Origin of the sequence: Trinickia soli (genome assembly GCF_002879855.1) — a bacterium.
Taxonomy (GTDB): domain Bacteria; phylum Pseudomonadota; class Gammaproteobacteria; order Burkholderiales; family Burkholderiaceae; genus Trinickia; species Trinickia soli.
In genome coordinates, this window is sequence record NZ_PNYB01000006.1 from 184141 (window position 1) to 198153 (window position 14013).

General features: G+C 65.5%; 13 protein-coding genes. 6 read left to right on the forward strand and 7 right to left on the reverse strand.

Annotation, left to right across the window (positions count from 1 at the left end):
- Window positions 1–112: 112 nt before the first annotated feature.
- Complete coding sequence (fur, locus tag C0Z19_RS09280; protein WP_102609519.1) at window positions 113–541, forward strand: ferric iron uptake transcriptional regulator; 429 nt, start codon at window positions 113–115, stop codon at window positions 539–541.
- A gap of 109 nt (window positions 542–650) precedes the next feature.
- On the opposite strand, the gene gap is transcribed toward fur, so the two are convergent.
- Together gap and tkt are read right to left on the reverse strand one after the other, a co-directional pair.
- Entirely contained in the window at window positions 651–1661 is a 1011-nt protein-coding gene (gap, locus tag C0Z19_RS09285; protein ID WP_102609520.1) for a type I glyceraldehyde-3-phosphate dehydrogenase, read from the reverse strand.
- 145 nt (window positions 1662–1806) lie between these two features.
- Entirely contained in the window at window positions 1807–3828 is a 2022-nt protein-coding gene (gene tkt / locus C0Z19_RS09290; protein WP_102609609.1) for a transketolase, read from the reverse strand.
- A gap of 282 nt (window positions 3829–4110) precedes the next feature.
- Between tkt and speE the strand changes: the two genes are divergently transcribed.
- Together speE and C0Z19_RS09300 are read left to right on the forward strand one after the other, a co-directional pair.
- The gene (gene speE / locus C0Z19_RS09295; RefSeq protein WP_102609521.1) at window positions 4111–4944 is read left to right on the forward strand and encodes a polyamine aminopropyltransferase; all 834 of its coding nucleotides are present in this window, start codon (window positions 4111–4113) and stop codon (window positions 4942–4944) included.
- A 67-nt stretch (window positions 4945–5011) separates the two neighbouring features.
- A complete protein-coding gene (locus C0Z19_RS09300; protein WP_102609522.1) occupies window positions 5012–5752 on the forward strand; it encodes a 16S rRNA (uracil(1498)-N(3))-methyltransferase in 741 nt (246 codons plus the stop codon).
- Window positions 5753–5837: 85 nt separating this feature from the next.
- On the opposite strand, the gene C0Z19_RS09305 is transcribed toward C0Z19_RS09300, so the two are convergent.
- From C0Z19_RS09305 to C0Z19_RS09315, 3 genes are all read right to left on the reverse strand, one after another.
- A complete protein-coding gene (locus C0Z19_RS09305; protein ID WP_102609523.1) occupies window positions 5838–6407 on the reverse strand; it encodes a barstar family protein in 570 nt (189 codons plus the stop codon).
- A gap of 7 nt (window positions 6408–6414) precedes the next feature.
- On the reverse strand, window positions 6415–6870 hold the full coding sequence (locus tag C0Z19_RS09310; protein WP_102609524.1) for a ribonuclease: 456 nt from the start codon (window positions 6868–6870) through the stop codon (window positions 6415–6417).
- Between the two features lie 387 nt (window positions 6871–7257).
- Window positions 7258–9564 carry an NADP-dependent malic enzyme gene (locus C0Z19_RS09315; RefSeq protein ID WP_102609525.1) on the reverse strand — a complete coding sequence of 769 codons (2307 nt, stop codon included), beginning with the start codon at window positions 9562–9564 and terminating at the stop codon, window positions 7258–7260.
- A gap of 177 nt (window positions 9565–9741) precedes the next feature.
- Between C0Z19_RS09315 and thiL the strand changes: the two genes are divergently transcribed.
- From thiL to C0Z19_RS09330, 3 genes are all read left to right on the forward strand, one after another.
- Window positions 9742–10743, forward strand: a complete 1002-nt coding sequence (gene thiL / locus C0Z19_RS09320; RefSeq protein ID WP_102609610.1) for a thiamine-phosphate kinase — start codon at window positions 9742–9744, stop codon at window positions 10741–10743.
- Window positions 10733–11305 (forward strand): phosphatidylglycerophosphatase A family protein, encoded by a 573-nt coding sequence (locus C0Z19_RS09325; protein ID WP_175083932.1) that lies wholly within the window; start codon window positions 10733–10735, stop codon window positions 11303–11305. The genes thiL and C0Z19_RS09325 overlap by 11 nt, the downstream gene beginning before the upstream one ends.
- Before the next feature lie 69 nt (window positions 11306–11374).
- Window positions 11375–11875: a CinA family protein gene (locus tag C0Z19_RS09330; RefSeq protein WP_102609526.1), complete on the forward strand. Its 501-nt coding sequence runs from the start codon at window positions 11375–11377 to the stop codon at window positions 11873–11875.
- Between the two features lie 30 nt (window positions 11876–11905).
- On the opposite strand, the gene pyrF is transcribed toward C0Z19_RS09330, so the two are convergent.
- Both pyrF and C0Z19_RS09340 read right to left on the reverse strand, forming a co-directional pair.
- Window positions 11906–12727, reverse strand: coding sequence for an orotidine-5'-phosphate decarboxylase (pyrF, locus tag C0Z19_RS09335; RefSeq protein WP_102609527.1), 822 nt, complete (start codon window positions 12725–12727; stop codon window positions 11906–11908).
- 112 nt (window positions 12728–12839) lie between these two features.
- Window positions 12840–13916, reverse strand: a complete 1077-nt coding sequence (locus tag C0Z19_RS09340; protein ID WP_102609528.1) for an aldose 1-epimerase — start codon at window positions 13914–13916, stop codon at window positions 12840–12842.
- Window positions 13917–14013: the final 97 nt, after the last annotated feature.

Sequence of the window (14013 nt, forward strand, 5' to 3'; positions counted from 1 at the left end):
GGGCCCCGTTTTATGCACAGCGTCGGGCCGCGCGAGTTTCATCGAAGATGACCGGAACAGCAAAAACCCATTACTATTCGAATCGTGCATTGTACTCTAGGGATGCCTAGCCATGACCAATCCGACCGATCTCAAAAACATCGGGCTCAAGGCGACCCTACCGCGCCTCAAGATTCTCGAAATTTTTCAGCGCAGCGCCGTGCGGCACCTGACCGCCGAAGACGTTTATCGCAATTTGCTTAGCGAAGAACTCGACATCGGCCTCGCCACCGTCTACCGCGTCCTGACGCAGTTCGAGCAGGCGGGTCTGCTGTCGCGCAGCAATTTCGAATCGGGTAAAGCCGTATTCGAGCTGAACGAAGGCTCACACCACGATCACCTCGTTTGCATCGACTGCGGCCGCGTCGAAGAGTTCTTCGACCCTGAAATCGAGAAACGCCAACAGCAGATCGCCGAAGAACGCGGCTTCAAGCTGCAGGAACACGCGCTCGCGCTTTACGGCGTCTGCACCAAGGAAGCCTGCCCGCATCGCAAGCACTGAGCGACACGGCCGTTTCGTTTGCCAAATGACAAGAGCCGCCCTCTGACGAGAGGCGGCTCTTTCAGTTTGTGACGCCCGGCCGCCGCTGGCGGCCGGATGCGACGTCGGCTTACTTCGCCGTCGCGAGCGCGATCGCCGTATCGAGCATACGGTTCGAGAAGCCCCACTCGTTGTCGTACCAGCTCGACACCTTCACGAGACGGCCCGCAACCTTCGTCAGCGTCGCGTCGAACGTCGAACTCGCCGGATTGTGGTTGAAGTCGATCGAAACGAGCGGCGCCGTGTTATAGCCGAGGATACCCTTCAGTTCGCCTTCGGCAGCGTCCTTCATGATCGCGTTGATCTCTTCGACCGTCGTGTCGCGCTTGGCGATGAACGAGAGGTCGACGATCGAGACGTTGATCGTCGGAACGCGGATGGCGTAGCCGTCGAGCTTGCCGGCCAGCTCGGGCAGCACGAGGCCGATCGCAGCGGCAGCGCCCGTCTTCGTCGGGATCTGGCTATGCGTGGCCGACCGCGCGCGGCGCAGGTCTTCGTGATAGACGTCCGTCAGCACCTGGTCGTTCGTGTAGGCGTGGATCGTCGTCATCAGGCCCGTTTCGAGGCCGATTTTATCGTTGAGCGGCTTGACGAGCGGCGCGAGGCAGTTCGTCGTGCAGGACGCATTCGAGACGACCGTGTGCGCGGCCTTCAGCGTGTTGTGGTTCACGCCGTAGACGATCGTCGCATCGACATCCTTGCCGCCCGGCGCCGAGATCAGCACCTTCTTCGCGCCGCCGGCCAAATGCGCGCTCGCCTTTTCCTTCGACGTGAAGAAGCCCGTGCATTCCATCACGACGTCAACGCCGAGCTCGCCCCACGGCAGTTCGGCCGGGTTGCGGTTGGCCAGCACGCGGATCTTGTCGCCATTGACGACGAGGTTCTCGCCCTCGACCGCCACGTCGCCCGGGAACGGGCCGTGTGCCGTGTCGTACTTCGTCAGGTGGGCGTTCGTCTTCGCATCGCCGAGGTCGTTGATCGCAACGATCTGCAGATCGTGCTTCTTGCCGCTCTCGTAGAACGCACGCAGCGTGTTGCGGCCGATCCGGCCATATCCGTTGATTGCAACGCGTACCGTCATGTTGGTTCTCCTGATATTTGGGCTGAAAAAACCTGTCGCTACTGCATGCCTGCCGGCGCGGCGCGACAGCGAGAGTCGCCCGCAGCCTCGCCGCCGCCGGCAAGCCGTATTGCGTCTTGCCGTGAAGTTTATCCGTTGCCCGCTCTTATTCGAGCGCAGCCTTGGCCGCTGCGACAACGTGCTCCACGGTGAAGCCGAAATGCTTGAACAACACGCCGGCCGGAGCCGACTCACCGAATGTATCGATACCGATCACGCCGCCCTCGAGGCCGACGTACTTGCGCCAGAAATCGGTCACGCCCGCTTCGATCGCAACGCGACGCACGCCCTTGGGCAACACGCCCTCGCGATACCCGGCGTCCTGGCGATCGTAGACCGTCGTCGACGGCATCGACACCACGCGCGCGGCGATGCCTTGCTGCGCAAGCGGCTCGACCGCGGCCAACGCGAGCTCGACCTCGGAGCCCGTGGCGATCAGGATGACCTTGCGCGCGACGATCTCGTCGTTCCAGTCGCGCAGTACGTAGCCGCCCTTCGCAATGTTCGCAATTTGCGCGTCGCTGCGCGGCGAGAACGGCAGATTCTGGCGGCTGAAGATCAGACACGAGGGACCCTGGTGCTCGACCGACTGCGTCCAGGCGACCGCCGTCTCGACCGTATCGGCCGGACGCCAGACCTGAAGGTTCGGGATCAGACGCAGGCTGGCGACGTGCTCGACCGATTGGTGCGTCGGACCGTCTTCGCCGAGACCGATCGAATCGTGCGTGAAAACGAAGATCGATGGCGACTTCATCAACGCGGCCACGCGCAGCGCATTGCGGCTGTAATCGGAGAACGTCAGGAACGTGCCGCCGAACGCCTTGTAGCCGCCATGCAGCGCGATGCCGTTGATGACGGCGCTCATGCCGAACTCGCGCACGCCGTAGTTGATATGGTTGCCCCACTGGATACCGTGCTCACCCGCGCGCACGGGCTTGCTGGCCTTCCAGTTCGTGAGGTTCGAGCCGGTCAGGTCGGCCGAGCCGCCCAGCAACTCGGGCAGCGCGGCGGCCAGACCTTCGATCGCCTGCTGCGACGCCTTGCGCGTCGCCACCGTCTCGGCGCGCTCGTTGGCTCCGGCAATGATCGCCTGCGCCTTGGCCGCCCAATCGGCCGGCAGCTTGCCGGCGGCGCGGCGCTCGAACTCGGCCGCTTGCTGCGGATACTTCGCGCGATACCGGGCGAACGTTTCGTTCCACGCCGCTTCGCGCTGCGCGCCCGCTGGCTTCGCATCCCATGCCGCGTACGCTTCCTGGGGGATCACGAACGGTTCCCACTTCCAGCCGATCGCCTCGCGCGTCGCTGCGATTTCCTGTGCGCCGAGCGGCGCGCCGTGCGCGTCGTGACCGCCGGCCTTCGTCGGCGCACCCTTGCCGATGACAGTCTTGCAGCAGATCAGCGTGGGTTTGTCGGCGCGCTTCGCGCTGGCGATCGCGGCGTCGACCGCTTGCACGTCGTGGCCGTCGACGTCGCGAATCACATTCCAGCCGTAGGCCTCGAAGCGCTTGGGCGTGTCATCGCCGAACCAGTATTCGACATGACCGTCGATCGAAATGCCGTTGTCGTCGTAGAGCGCGATCAGCTTGTTCAGCTTGAGCGTTCCGGCCAGCGAGCATGCTTCGTGCGAAATGCCTTCCATCAGGCAGCCGTCGCCGAGGAACACATACGTGTGATGGTCGACGATCGAGGCATCAGCCTGATTGAATTCGGCTGCCAACAACGATTCGGCGAGCGCCATGCCGACGGCGTTCGCCAAACCCTGGCCGAGCGGGCCCGTCGTCGTTTCGACGCCCGGCGTGATCCCGTACTCGGGATGGCCCGGGGTTTTCGAATGCAGCTGACGGAAGTTCTTGAGTTCGGAGAGCGGCAGATCGTAGCCCGTCAGATGCAGCAGCGAGTAGAGCAGCATCGAACCGTGACCGTTGGAGAGCACGAAGCGGTCGCGGTCGGCCCAGTGCGGGTTGGCCGGATTGTGCTTCAGATGGCGCGACCAAAGGGCGACGGCGATTTCGGCCATGCCCATCGGCATGCCCGGGTGGCCTGAGTTCGCTTGTTGCACGGCATCCATCGCGAGCGCGCGGATCGCGTTCGCCATGAGAGCGGTGGGAGCGGGAGACGAGGTCGTCATGTCGGGTCCGGAGAACGAGTCGAGAAAGCGTGCGCGCGGTGGCCCGCTGCTCCGATGAAAGGCCGCCCGCGCGAGGGGGCGCATGCGCCGCGGCGCGAAGCGGCAGGAGAGCAAGCGGACAGGGCTGCAAAGCGTGCCATTCTAACAGATGGCGCCCGCACTATCCGCCCGCCTGCCCGGGTGCGCACCGGCCGGGCAGGCCCGTCGGCGCCTCTATAATGGGTTCATTGCGACCGACCGATCTTCCCGTCCATCGTGTTCTCCCGCGCCGAGCCGCCGCTCATGTTCCATCCCGCCCCTGGCGCCGTCTACGGTTTTCCGGGGGCGCGCCGTGTCGCCCATCTGCAATCGCCGCATCAGCGCATCGAGGTCTGGGACACGCCGCAGCTGGGCTTGCTGTTTACGCTCGACGGGCGGCCGATGACTTCGGTGGGCGACGAGTTCGTCTATCACGAGTGCATGGTGCATCCGGCCGCGCTCGCTCACCCGCAGCCGCGCCAGGCGCTCGTGCTCGGCGGCGGCGACGGCGGCGCGGCCCGGCAACTGCTTGCGCACCCGGGCATCGAGCGCATCGTCGTGGCCGAGCTCGACGAGGCTGTCCTCAGCATGGCGCGCGAGCATTTGGCCGATGTCCATCAGGGTGCGCTCGACCATCCACGCGTACGGATCGTCGTCGGCGACGCCGCGCGCTTCATTGCAACGACGGTGGAGCGCTTCGATCTCGTCGTATTCGATCTCACGCCGCCCGATTCGCCCGCCGCCGAACTTTACACGCCGGCCTTCTATCGGCGCTTGAAAACCGTGCTCGCGCCGTGCGCCATGCTCTCCATGCACTTGGGCTCCGCCCAGTTCCACCTCGAACGAGCGGCAACGCTTGTCCGCGGTCTACGCGAAAGCTTCGCGCTCGTCGACGTGATGGCGGCGTTCGTCCCGTTGTACGGCTCGCTATGGCTCATGGCGCTCGCGAGCGATACGCTCGACGCCGCCTCGCTGTTCAAGCGCGACGTCGAAGAGCGGCTCGCGACCCGGGGCGTGAGCGGCCTGCGGTACTATGACGCCGCGCTCCATGCGGGCCTGTTCGCCCTGCCGCGCGGCCTGCGCGAGCAGCTGCGCTAGCGGCGCATGCCGTCCATAGGCAGCCGCGCACGCGCCGTTTCGCTGACCCAACCTCGTACGCCGTTTTATGCCCCGCTTTTTTGTCGATTCGACTCTTGCCGCCGGTGACATTCTTACGCTGCCCGACGAAGTGGCCCGGCACGTCCAGGTGCTGCGTCTGCAAGCCGGCGACGCGTTGACGCTGTTCAACGGCCAGGGCGGACAGCACGCGGCACGCCTCGTCGAAGTCGGACGGCGCAACGCGCTCGTCGAGATCGGCGCGCATGAAGGCGTCGAAGCCGAGCCGCCGTATTGCGTCACGCTCGCCCAGGGTATCGCGGGCGGCGACAAGATGGATTGGCTTATCGAGAAGGCGGTCGAACTCGGGGTGACGCAGATCGCGCCGCTGGTCACCGCGCGCGGCGTCGTGCGGCTGTCGGCCGAACGCGCTGCCCGGCGCCACGCCCATTGGCAAGGTATCGTGCGCGCGGCCTGCGAGCAGTGCGGGCGCAATCGGCTCCCCGAAGTGGAGCCGGCACACGATCTGTCCAGGTGGCTCGACGCCTCGCCGGCGGCTGGTAACCCGAACGCGCTGCGCCTGATGCTGTCGCCGCGTGCGAGCCTCTCGTTCGATGCGCTGCCGGGCACGCCGCCCAGCGCGGGGATCGTTTTGCTGATTGGGCCCGAAGGGGGATTGTCGCCCGAGGAGGAAGCGGCTGCGGCCGCGCACGGCTTCATCGGGCTGTCGCTGGGCCCCCGCGTGCTGCGCACGGAAACTGCCGGGATCGCCGTGCTGGCCGCCCTCGCGGCGCGGTGGGGCGGCTGGTGAGCACGATAATGAAAAGGCCCGCGTCCGCAGGCCCCTGGGAAAGCGCAGCGACGAGGGCGCCGCAGGCGCGCTCGTCGGAACGCAATCAGGCGAACGAGTAGAACACGCGGAACGCAACCTTGCGCTCGGCCCAGAACTCGGCGGCTTCGCGGAACACGTCGAGCAACGTCTCGCGGCCTTCCTTGTCGAACTTCTGCGCGATCGGCAACCCTTCGAGCACGATGACGAAGCCAGGCTGCGCGCCGGCCTTATGCACGAGATCGGTCAGGCAATCGTAGAGCGCGTCGTAGTTCTTGCCGAAGTGTTTCGGGAACAGGAACGACGTGGCGATGGTCTCGAGCACTTCCTGCTTCGATGCGGCCTGGCCGCAATAGGCAAACAGAAAATGCTGCTCGAGCCGCTGGGCCTCGTCGGCGAGATCCTGTACGCGAAACGCCCGGATCGACTGGACGATGTTCGGTCGCACGGTCGCGAAAAGGCTCATAGGCTCCTCGCTCGGTGAATGCCGGGATACCGCTTCATCCTGCAATGGCTGGCCGCGCTCGGCCGTGCGCATTTGCATGACGCGCTGGAAAAGATTGCCGTCGCCGGCCGCGAACAGATCCGTCGCGACGGGCGCTTCGTGCGCGTAAACGTTGTCGCTCATGCCGTTCATCCCGATATCATTCAACTATGCGTTTAAAACTGGTGTAGTGGTCGTCTGAATAGAAGCAGTTGTCGATCCGCCGCAACGGGCCACCGCAAACGATGCGGCGCGCGCCGCGGTTTTTCGCTCGCGGCGTGGGGACCGTGTACTCATGGTAGTAACCGCGCCGATGAGATGGCAGCAGCCGCTCGAAATTGCCGAACACGACGCCGTCCTTTGCATACGGATAGGGACCGCCCGCCGCGATCAGACTCAAGGTGTCGACCGCCTCGTGCGGCAACTGCGCCTGCTCGATCGTACCCGCCACAGCCCCAACCGCAGACTGTGGCGCCTCGCGCGCCCAGGCCACCGACGAAACGGCCAGAGCGCCAGCCGCACCGACGCCGGCCCACCCGGTTGAGGCCAGAACCGCGACGAACGCGCCCTGACGAACCCACTTACCCGCTCGTTCGCGTATCCCCGCGCGTGTCATCGGCAAGAGTTCCCTGCTGCTCGATCAGATGTGAACGACCACGAAAAGTGTAAGGGTATCTCTAACGGCACCCGGACGCAATCTTTGTATGGAAAATGAAAGACTTAGCAGATTTTTCAGCCTGCCGATCGTCCTGTTTTTCTCTCACACAGGAGAAATTTATCTTATGAAGGATAAACTAGTCGTGACGGTCGCCGATGCGGCGAGTCTTTGCCTCCTCGTCGCGGCATGACGCAAGTCGGAAACCGTCGTTTCACGCATTTGGGGCGGCAGTCTCTCTTTTCGTCCCGCGGCGTGCCCGCAACGGGCACGCCGTTTTTTCTTCTATGCGTGGGACTGCCGTGTGCTTCGGCCGAGCGCAGGGCTGGGCCGAAGTGGCTGGCGAATTCAGCGCGCGGCGGCGCTGACGTCGGCCACGAGCAGCGCGGCCATGTTGACGATGCGGCGCACCGTTGCCGATTCGGTCAGCACATGGACCGGCTTGGCGGCGCCCAGCAAGATCGGGCCGATCGCGATGTTGTTGCCGGCCGCGGTCTTGAGCAGGTTGTAGGCGATATTGGCCGCGTCGATGTTCGGCAAGACGAGCAGGTTGGCCTCGCCTTCGAGCGTCGATTCGGGCAACACTTCACGACGCAATTCGGCATCGAGCGCGACGTCGCCGTGCATTTCGCCGTCGACCTGCAGGTCGGGCGCGCGTTGCTTGAGGATCTCGAGCGTGTCGCGCATCTTCTGCGCCGAAGGTGCATTGCTCGTCCCGAAATTCGAGTGCGAGACGAGCGCCACTTTCGGCTCGATGCCGAAGCGGCGCACTTCTTCCGCCGCCATGATCGTGATTTCGGCCAGCTCGGCCGGGGTCGGATCGACGTTCACATGCGTATCGACGAGGAAAATCTGCCGCCCGGGCAATACGAGGCCGTTCATCGCACCGAAAACCGTGCAGCCTTCGCGTTTGCCGATGACCTGATTGATGAAGTGCAAATGACGGTGCGGCGTTGAAATCGTGCCGCAAATCATGCCGTCCGCCTCGCCCTTCTTCACGAGCATCGAGCCGATCAGCGTCGTGCGCCGGCGCATCTCGACCCTCGCCAATTGCTGGCTGATGCCCTTGCGCGCCATCAGGTGGTAGTACTCCTGCCAGAACTCGCGATAGCGCTCGTCATGCTCGGTGTTGACGACCGTGTAATCGACACCCGGCGTCAGCCGCAGGCCGTAGCGTTCGATCCGGTGCTCGATGACGGACGGGCGGCCGATCAGAATGGGGGTGGCGAGTTTCTCGTCGACGACGATCTGCACGGCGCGCAACACGCGCTCTTCCTCGCCCTCCGCGAAGACGATCCGCTTCTTGCTCGCTTCGACGCTGCGCGCCTGTTGGAAGATCGGCTTCATCGTCGTACCGCTGTGGTAGACGAACTGCTGCAGGTGCTGCTTGTACGCCTCCATGTCCTCGATCGGCCGCGTGGCGACGCCCGAATCCATGGCCGCCTGGGCGACGGCCGGCGCGATCTTGACGATCAGGCGCGGATCGAACGGCTTCGGAATCAGGTACTCGGGACCGAACGAGAGATCCTGAATGCCATACGCGGTCGCGACGATGTCGCTTTGCTCCTGGCGCGCGAGTTCGGCAATCGCATTGACGGCCGCGATCTCCATCTCGCGCGTGACCGTGGTCGCACCCGCATCGAGTGCGCCGCGGAAGATGAACGGGAAGCACAGGACGTTGTTGACCTGGTTCGGGTAATCGGTGCGCCCCGTCGCCAGAACGGCGTCCGGCCGCACTTCAAGCGCCAGCTCGGGCAGGATTTCGGGCGTGGGATTGGCGAGCGCGAGAATCAGCGGCTTGGCGGCCATGCCCTTGACCATCTCGGGCTTGAGCACACCGCCGGCCGACAGGCCGAGGAAAATATCGGCGCCTTCGATCACTTCGGCGAGCGTGCGCCCCGTCGTTTCGCGCGCGAAGCGTTCCTTGTCCGGGTCCATCAACTCGGTGCGGCCCTTGTAGACTACGCCAGCCAGATCCGTCACGAGGATGTTCTCGAGCGGCAGACCGAGATCGACGAGCAGGTCGAGACAGGCCAGCGCGGCGGCGCCAGCGCCCGAAGCGACGAGCTTGACCTTCGAGATGTCCTTGCCCACGACTTTGAGACCGTTCGTCACGGCCGCCGCGACGACAATCGCCGTACCGTGCTGATCGTCGTGGAAGACGGGGATCTTCATCCGCTTGCGGCATTCGCGCTCGACGATAAAGCAATCGGGCGCTTTGATGTCTTCGAGGTTGATCCCGCCGAAGGTCGGCTCGAGCGCGGCGATGACATCGACGAGCTTATGCGGGTCTGCTTCGTTCAATTCGATATCGAATACGTCGATGCCGGCGAACTTCTTGAACAACACGGCCTTGCCTTCCATCACCGGCTTCGACGCAAGCGGGCCGATGTTGCCGAGGCCCAGCACCGCCGTGCCGTTCGTCACGACGCCGACCAGATTGCTGCGCGCCGTGAAGCGGGCCGCGTTGAGCGGATTTTCGACAATCTCCTCGCACGCGAAGGCGACGCCGGGCGAATACGCGAGCGCGAGGTCGCGCTGGTTGATCATCTGCTTCGTCGGCGCGATGGCAATCTTGCCCGGCGAAGGAAATTCGTGATAATCGAGCGCGGCATCGCGCAGCTTCGCCTTGGCGGCAGCGGGGTTGGTAGACATGAGTCGAAAGTCCAGTCTTCGTTACGCGGATTAGAATTAATACTCGACTGCATTGTAGCGCCAATCGCCCCCCCTGCCCGACCGCCTCGTCTGTCCGCTGGGGTGTGGCAAGCGCCGCAGGCCCGGCACGTTGGCGTGATGGCTGCGCTCGTGCCTCACCTTTACCGCAGGTCATTCATGCCCCTTTCCGAGTTCTCGTTGATCGAGCGCTTCTTCGCCCGGCGCGCACGCCGCGGCCCGCAACGCGCCGTGCTCGGCATCGGCGACGATTGCGCGTTGATCGCACCCGCGGCCGGCGAAGTGCTCGCCGTTTCGACCGATATGCTTGTCGAAGGCCGCCACTTCCTGCCGAACGCCGACCCGCTCGCGCTCGGCCACAAGACGCTCGCCGTTAATTTGTCGGATCTCGCCGCAATGGGCGCCAAGCCGCGTGCATTCACGCTCGCGCTCGCGCTCGAATCGCCCCGCGAAGCCTGGCTCGAAGCGTTCGCTGAAGGACTGTTCGCGCTCGCCGATCGATACGACTGCGAGCTGATCGGCGGCGACACCACGCGCGGCCCGTTGAACCTGTGCGTGACCGTATTTGGCGATGTGCCAGCGCAAGCCGCGTTGCGACGCGATGGCGCCCGCGATGGCGACGATGTCTGGGTCTCCGGCACACTGGGCGACGCGCGAGCCGGGCTCGGCCTCATGCGCGCAGAGTGGGACGCGAGCCTGTTCGACGAACGCGAACGCGCGTCGCTGCACGAGGCGCTCGATCGGCCCGAGCCGCGCATTGCGCTCGGACTCGCGCTGCGCGGCCTCGCGCATGCGGCGCTCGATGTGTCCGACGGTCTCGCCGGCGATTTGCTGCATATCCTCGAACGCTCGCGCATGCGGGCCGACGTCGATGTCGACGCCGTGCCGCGCTCGCAAGCGCTGCGCAAACTGCCGCTCGATGTGCAGCGGCAATGTGCGCTTGCGGGCGGCGACGACTACGAGCTCATCTTCACCGCGCCGCCGCACGCGCGCGACGCGATCCTCGATGCCGGCGCCCGCGCGCAGGTCGCCGTGACGCGGATCGGTACAATAACGGCCCTGCGCCATGCGACAGACGAGCCGGCGATCACGTGGCGCGACGCGTCGCACGCACAGCTCTCCCTGACGCTGCACGGTTTTGACCATTTCGATGCAAACTGACCCGACGCTTCCCGGCGGCCCGCCGACAACGCCGCCCACACCGCCCACACGGCCTTATGCGCCGCCGCCCCCGCCGCAGAAGCGGCGCGCGAGCGCGCGCTTCATGCTGTCGCACCCCTTGCATCTCATTTCGCTCGGCTTTGGCAGCGGGCTCTCGCCCGTCATGCCGGGCACGATGGGTACGCTGTTCGCCTGGGCGTCGTTCGCGGCACTCGATGCGCGCCTGACCATCATCGAATGGGCGCTGCTCATCGTCGTCGGGTTCGTGGCCGGCATCTACATCACCGGCTTCACCGCGCGCAAGCTCGGCACCGACGATCCATCGCCCGTCGTATGGGACGAAATCGTCGCGTTCTGGCTCGTGCTGCTATTCGTTACGCCCGAAACGTTCGTCGGTCAGTTGTGGGCGTTCGTCGTGTTCCGAATCTTCGACATGGTCAAGCCGCCGCCGATCCGGTACTTCGATCGCCACGTCAAAGGCGGCTTCGGCATCATGCTCGACGACCTCGTCGCCGCATTTTTCACGCTACTCGTCATCGCCCTGTGGCGTATGACGATCTGATCCGCCAGGCGGCCGCTGCGAACGGCGCCGCCCGTGTCATTTCAACCTCGATCTCACCGAGACCACGCGATGCCCACCGATTCCGTCGTTCATCAACTCGCTGTGCGCGTCGGCAACAAGCTGCGTGACACGCGCCTCCTGCTCACGACCGCCGAGTCATGCACCGGCGGCATGGTGGCGACGGCCGTCACCGACATTTCAGGCAGCAGCGGGTGGTTCGAGCGCGGCTTCGTGACCTACTCGAACCAGGCGAAGACGGAGATGATCGGCGTGCCGGCCGAGCTGATCGACAAGCATGGCGCCGTCAGCGAACAGGTCGCCCGAGCAATGGCCGAAGGCGCGCTGCGCAACAGCCGCGCACAAGTCTCGCTTGCGATCACCGGGGTAGCCGGCCCGGGCGGAGGCACGGAGACGAAACCCGTCGGGATGGTCTGCTTCGCCTGGAGCAATCGGCTCGAAACATCGGCGGAAACGCTCGTATTCAAAGGCGATCGGGAGCAGATCCGCGTGCAGGCCGCGACGCATGCGCTGCGCGGCCTGCTCAAGCACATCGACGACAACGAGCGTTGAGCCGATCCACACCGATTCGCGTACGACGGCTCAGCGATAGGCGTTGATCTTGTCGCGCGTCTCGAGCGCCGCGCGCGCGGCAGCCTCGGCGAAATGTTCGTCGTTGCCCGCGTAGAGAATCGCGCGCGACGAATTGATCATCATGCCGCCGCCGCCCGTGCGGCCCGCTCGGACGGTTGCCTCGACGTCGCCGCCCTGCGCACCGATCCCCGGGATCAGCAGCGGCATCTCGCCGACGATACCGCGCACGACTTCGATTTCTTTCGGGAACGTCGCGCCCACGACGAGGCCGAGTTCGCCGCTCCCATTCCACTTTTCGGCTGCGAGCGAGGCCACCACCTGATAGAGCGGCCGCCCGCCCGTTTCGAGAAACTGCAGATCCGAGCCGCCCGGGTTCGACGTGCGACACAGAACGATGACGCCCTTGCCCGCATGGGCGAGGTACGGCTCAATCGAATCGAAACCCATGTACGGATTGACCGTGACCGCGTCGGCCCGATAGCGCTCGAACGCTTCGCGCGCGTATTGCTCGGCTGTGCTGCCGATATCGCCGCGCTTGGCGTCGAGGATCACGGGCAAGCCCGGATGCCGATCGTGGATATGCCCGATCAATGCTTCCAGTTGATCCTCGGCGCGGTGTGCGGCGAAGTACGCGATCTGCGGTTTGAACGCGCTGGCGAAGGGCGCCGTGGCATCGACGATGTCGCGGCAGAAGTCGAAGATCTTGTCGGCGCGGTTAGCGAGCGCGCCAGGGAAGCGCTTCGGTTCGGGATCGAGGCCGACGCACAGGAGCGACCCTGTGCGCTTCCAGGCGTCGTTGAGCGAGCGGACGAACGAGTAGGACGTGGACATGGCGAAGACGGTGGCGCAAAGCGGGCCAGTGGCGGGAAAGGCCCGTATTCTACCCGCGCCGGCGCGCTCGCCGACGCGGTGCGCGTCGCGCCCCGATGCGGACGGCTCGCCGCTAGCGCCCTACCGGCTCGACGGTGAAGCGAAACGCCCGCTCGAGCGTCTCGCCCGGCGCGAGCACGGTCATGCCGTGTGCGCTCGCACCGCCCGGCAGGTTGACCGCGTTGATCGGATGATCGACGGGCTCGAAGCAGAAGAAATCTTCGCCCGGCGGCGTATAGAGGACGTAGTAATCGGCGTCGGCGTAGATCGTCAGCGACAGCCGCTTGCGCGGCCAGACCACAGCGGCGCGGCCGCTCCACTGCGTGAACGCATGATTCACGAGCACGTCGGGCAACGGGTACGCCACGCCGAACTCCCACGCGAGCGGCGCCGGCACATGGCGCACGGGCAGCCAGTCGTGCCCTGAAAGCCACAGCCCGCTTGCGGCCGCCGATAGCCGCGTGTCGGGCTCGCGCGCCAGGAACGGATGCAGTCCGAGACCAAACGGCAGCGGCTCGCGGCCCGCGTTTTCGACGGCCAGCGTCACCGAGAGCGTCGCGCCGTCAAGGGCATAAGCCAATCGAGCGCGATACGCATGCGGCTTCGCGCGCTCACGCTCCAGCGTCAGCGTCGCGTGGGTCGCGCCAAGCTCGGCGACACGCCAGGCGCGCAGCCAACCGTCGCCGTGCAGCGGCAACGGCTCGGCCGCCCGATTGCGCGGCACAGCGAGCTCGCGCCCGTCGAACCGAAAGCGCGCGCCGCCAATGCGGTTCGAGTAAGGCACGAGCGGGTAGCAGGCGAGCGCATTCGGATCGGTGTCGGACTGCGCTTGGGCGCAGGGCCGGAACAGCGGTGTCGGCTGGCCGCCGTCGCCGTGCCATTCGAAGCGCGTCATCCCGCCGCCGAGCGAAGGCGCCAGATCGACCCGCAGCTGCTCGTTCGCAAGCGTGAGCGGCGCGGCGCAATGGACGCCGCCCGCCGCGCGAGAGACCGCCGAGGTTTGCGGCCCTGGACGGACCGGTTGCACCAGCGTCGCGAGCTTCGCATTGCGCGCCTTCGCGCGTGTACCGCGTGTCGGCGTACGACTGCCCTGCGGATCGACGGCGCGCACGCCCCCGGTTGTAACCGCATCGGAATTCGCTGTGGACATGATGAGCTCCGTCGAGAGGCGCCCGTTGCCGGCCAGGCGCCGGCGCAGGGTCAGGTTCGGAAGTCTGTCTTTTTTTGGGGCTTTGACTCGCGATCGA

Bases quoted from the DNA above. Each gene is read 5' to 3' on its own strand.
- pyrF (WP_102609527.1), bottom strand. From the start codon at position 12,727: ATGTCCACGTCCTACTCGTTCGTCCGCTCGCTCAACGACGCCTGGAAG.
- C0Z19_RS09310 (WP_102609524.1), bottom strand. From the start codon at position 6,870: ATGACACGCGCGGGGATACGCGAACGAGCGGGTAAGTGGGTTCGTCAG.
- C0Z19_RS09300 (WP_102609522.1), top strand. From the start codon at position 5,012: ATGCCCCGCTTTTTTGTCGATTCGACTCTTGCCGCCGGTGACATTCTT.
- thiL (WP_102609610.1), top strand. From the start codon at position 9,742: ATGCCCCTTTCCGAGTTCTCGTTGATCGAGCGCTTCTTCGCCCGGCGC.
- speE (WP_102609521.1), top strand. From the start codon at position 4,111: ATGTTCCATCCCGCCCCTGGCGCCGTCTACGGTTTTCCGGGGGCGCGC.
- C0Z19_RS09340 (WP_102609528.1), bottom strand. From the start codon at position 13,916: ATGTCCACAGCGAATTCCGATGCGGTTACAACCGGGGGCGTGCGCGCC.
- C0Z19_RS09305 (WP_102609523.1), bottom strand. From the start codon at position 6,407: ATGAACGGCATGAGCGACAACGTTTACGCGCACGAAGCGCCCGTCGCG.
- gap (WP_102609520.1), bottom strand. From the start codon at position 1,661: ATGACGGTACGCGTTGCAATCAACGGATATGGCCGGATCGGCCGCAAC.
- fur (WP_102609519.1), top strand. From the start codon at position 113: ATGACCAATCCGACCGATCTCAAAAACATCGGGCTCAAGGCGACCCTA.
- C0Z19_RS09325 (WP_175083932.1), top strand. From the start codon at position 10,733: ATGCAAACTGACCCGACGCTTCCCGGCGGCCCGCCGACAACGCCGCCC.
- tkt (WP_102609609.1), bottom strand. From the start codon at position 3,828: ATGACGACCTCGTCTCCCGCTCCCACCGCTCTCATGGCGAACGCGATC.
- C0Z19_RS09330 (WP_102609526.1), top strand. From the start codon at position 11,375: ATGCCCACCGATTCCGTCGTTCATCAACTCGCTGTGCGCGTCGGCAAC.
- C0Z19_RS09315 (WP_102609525.1), bottom strand. From the start codon at position 9,564: ATGTCTACCAACCCCGCTGCCGCCAAGGCGAAGCTGCGCGATGCCGCG.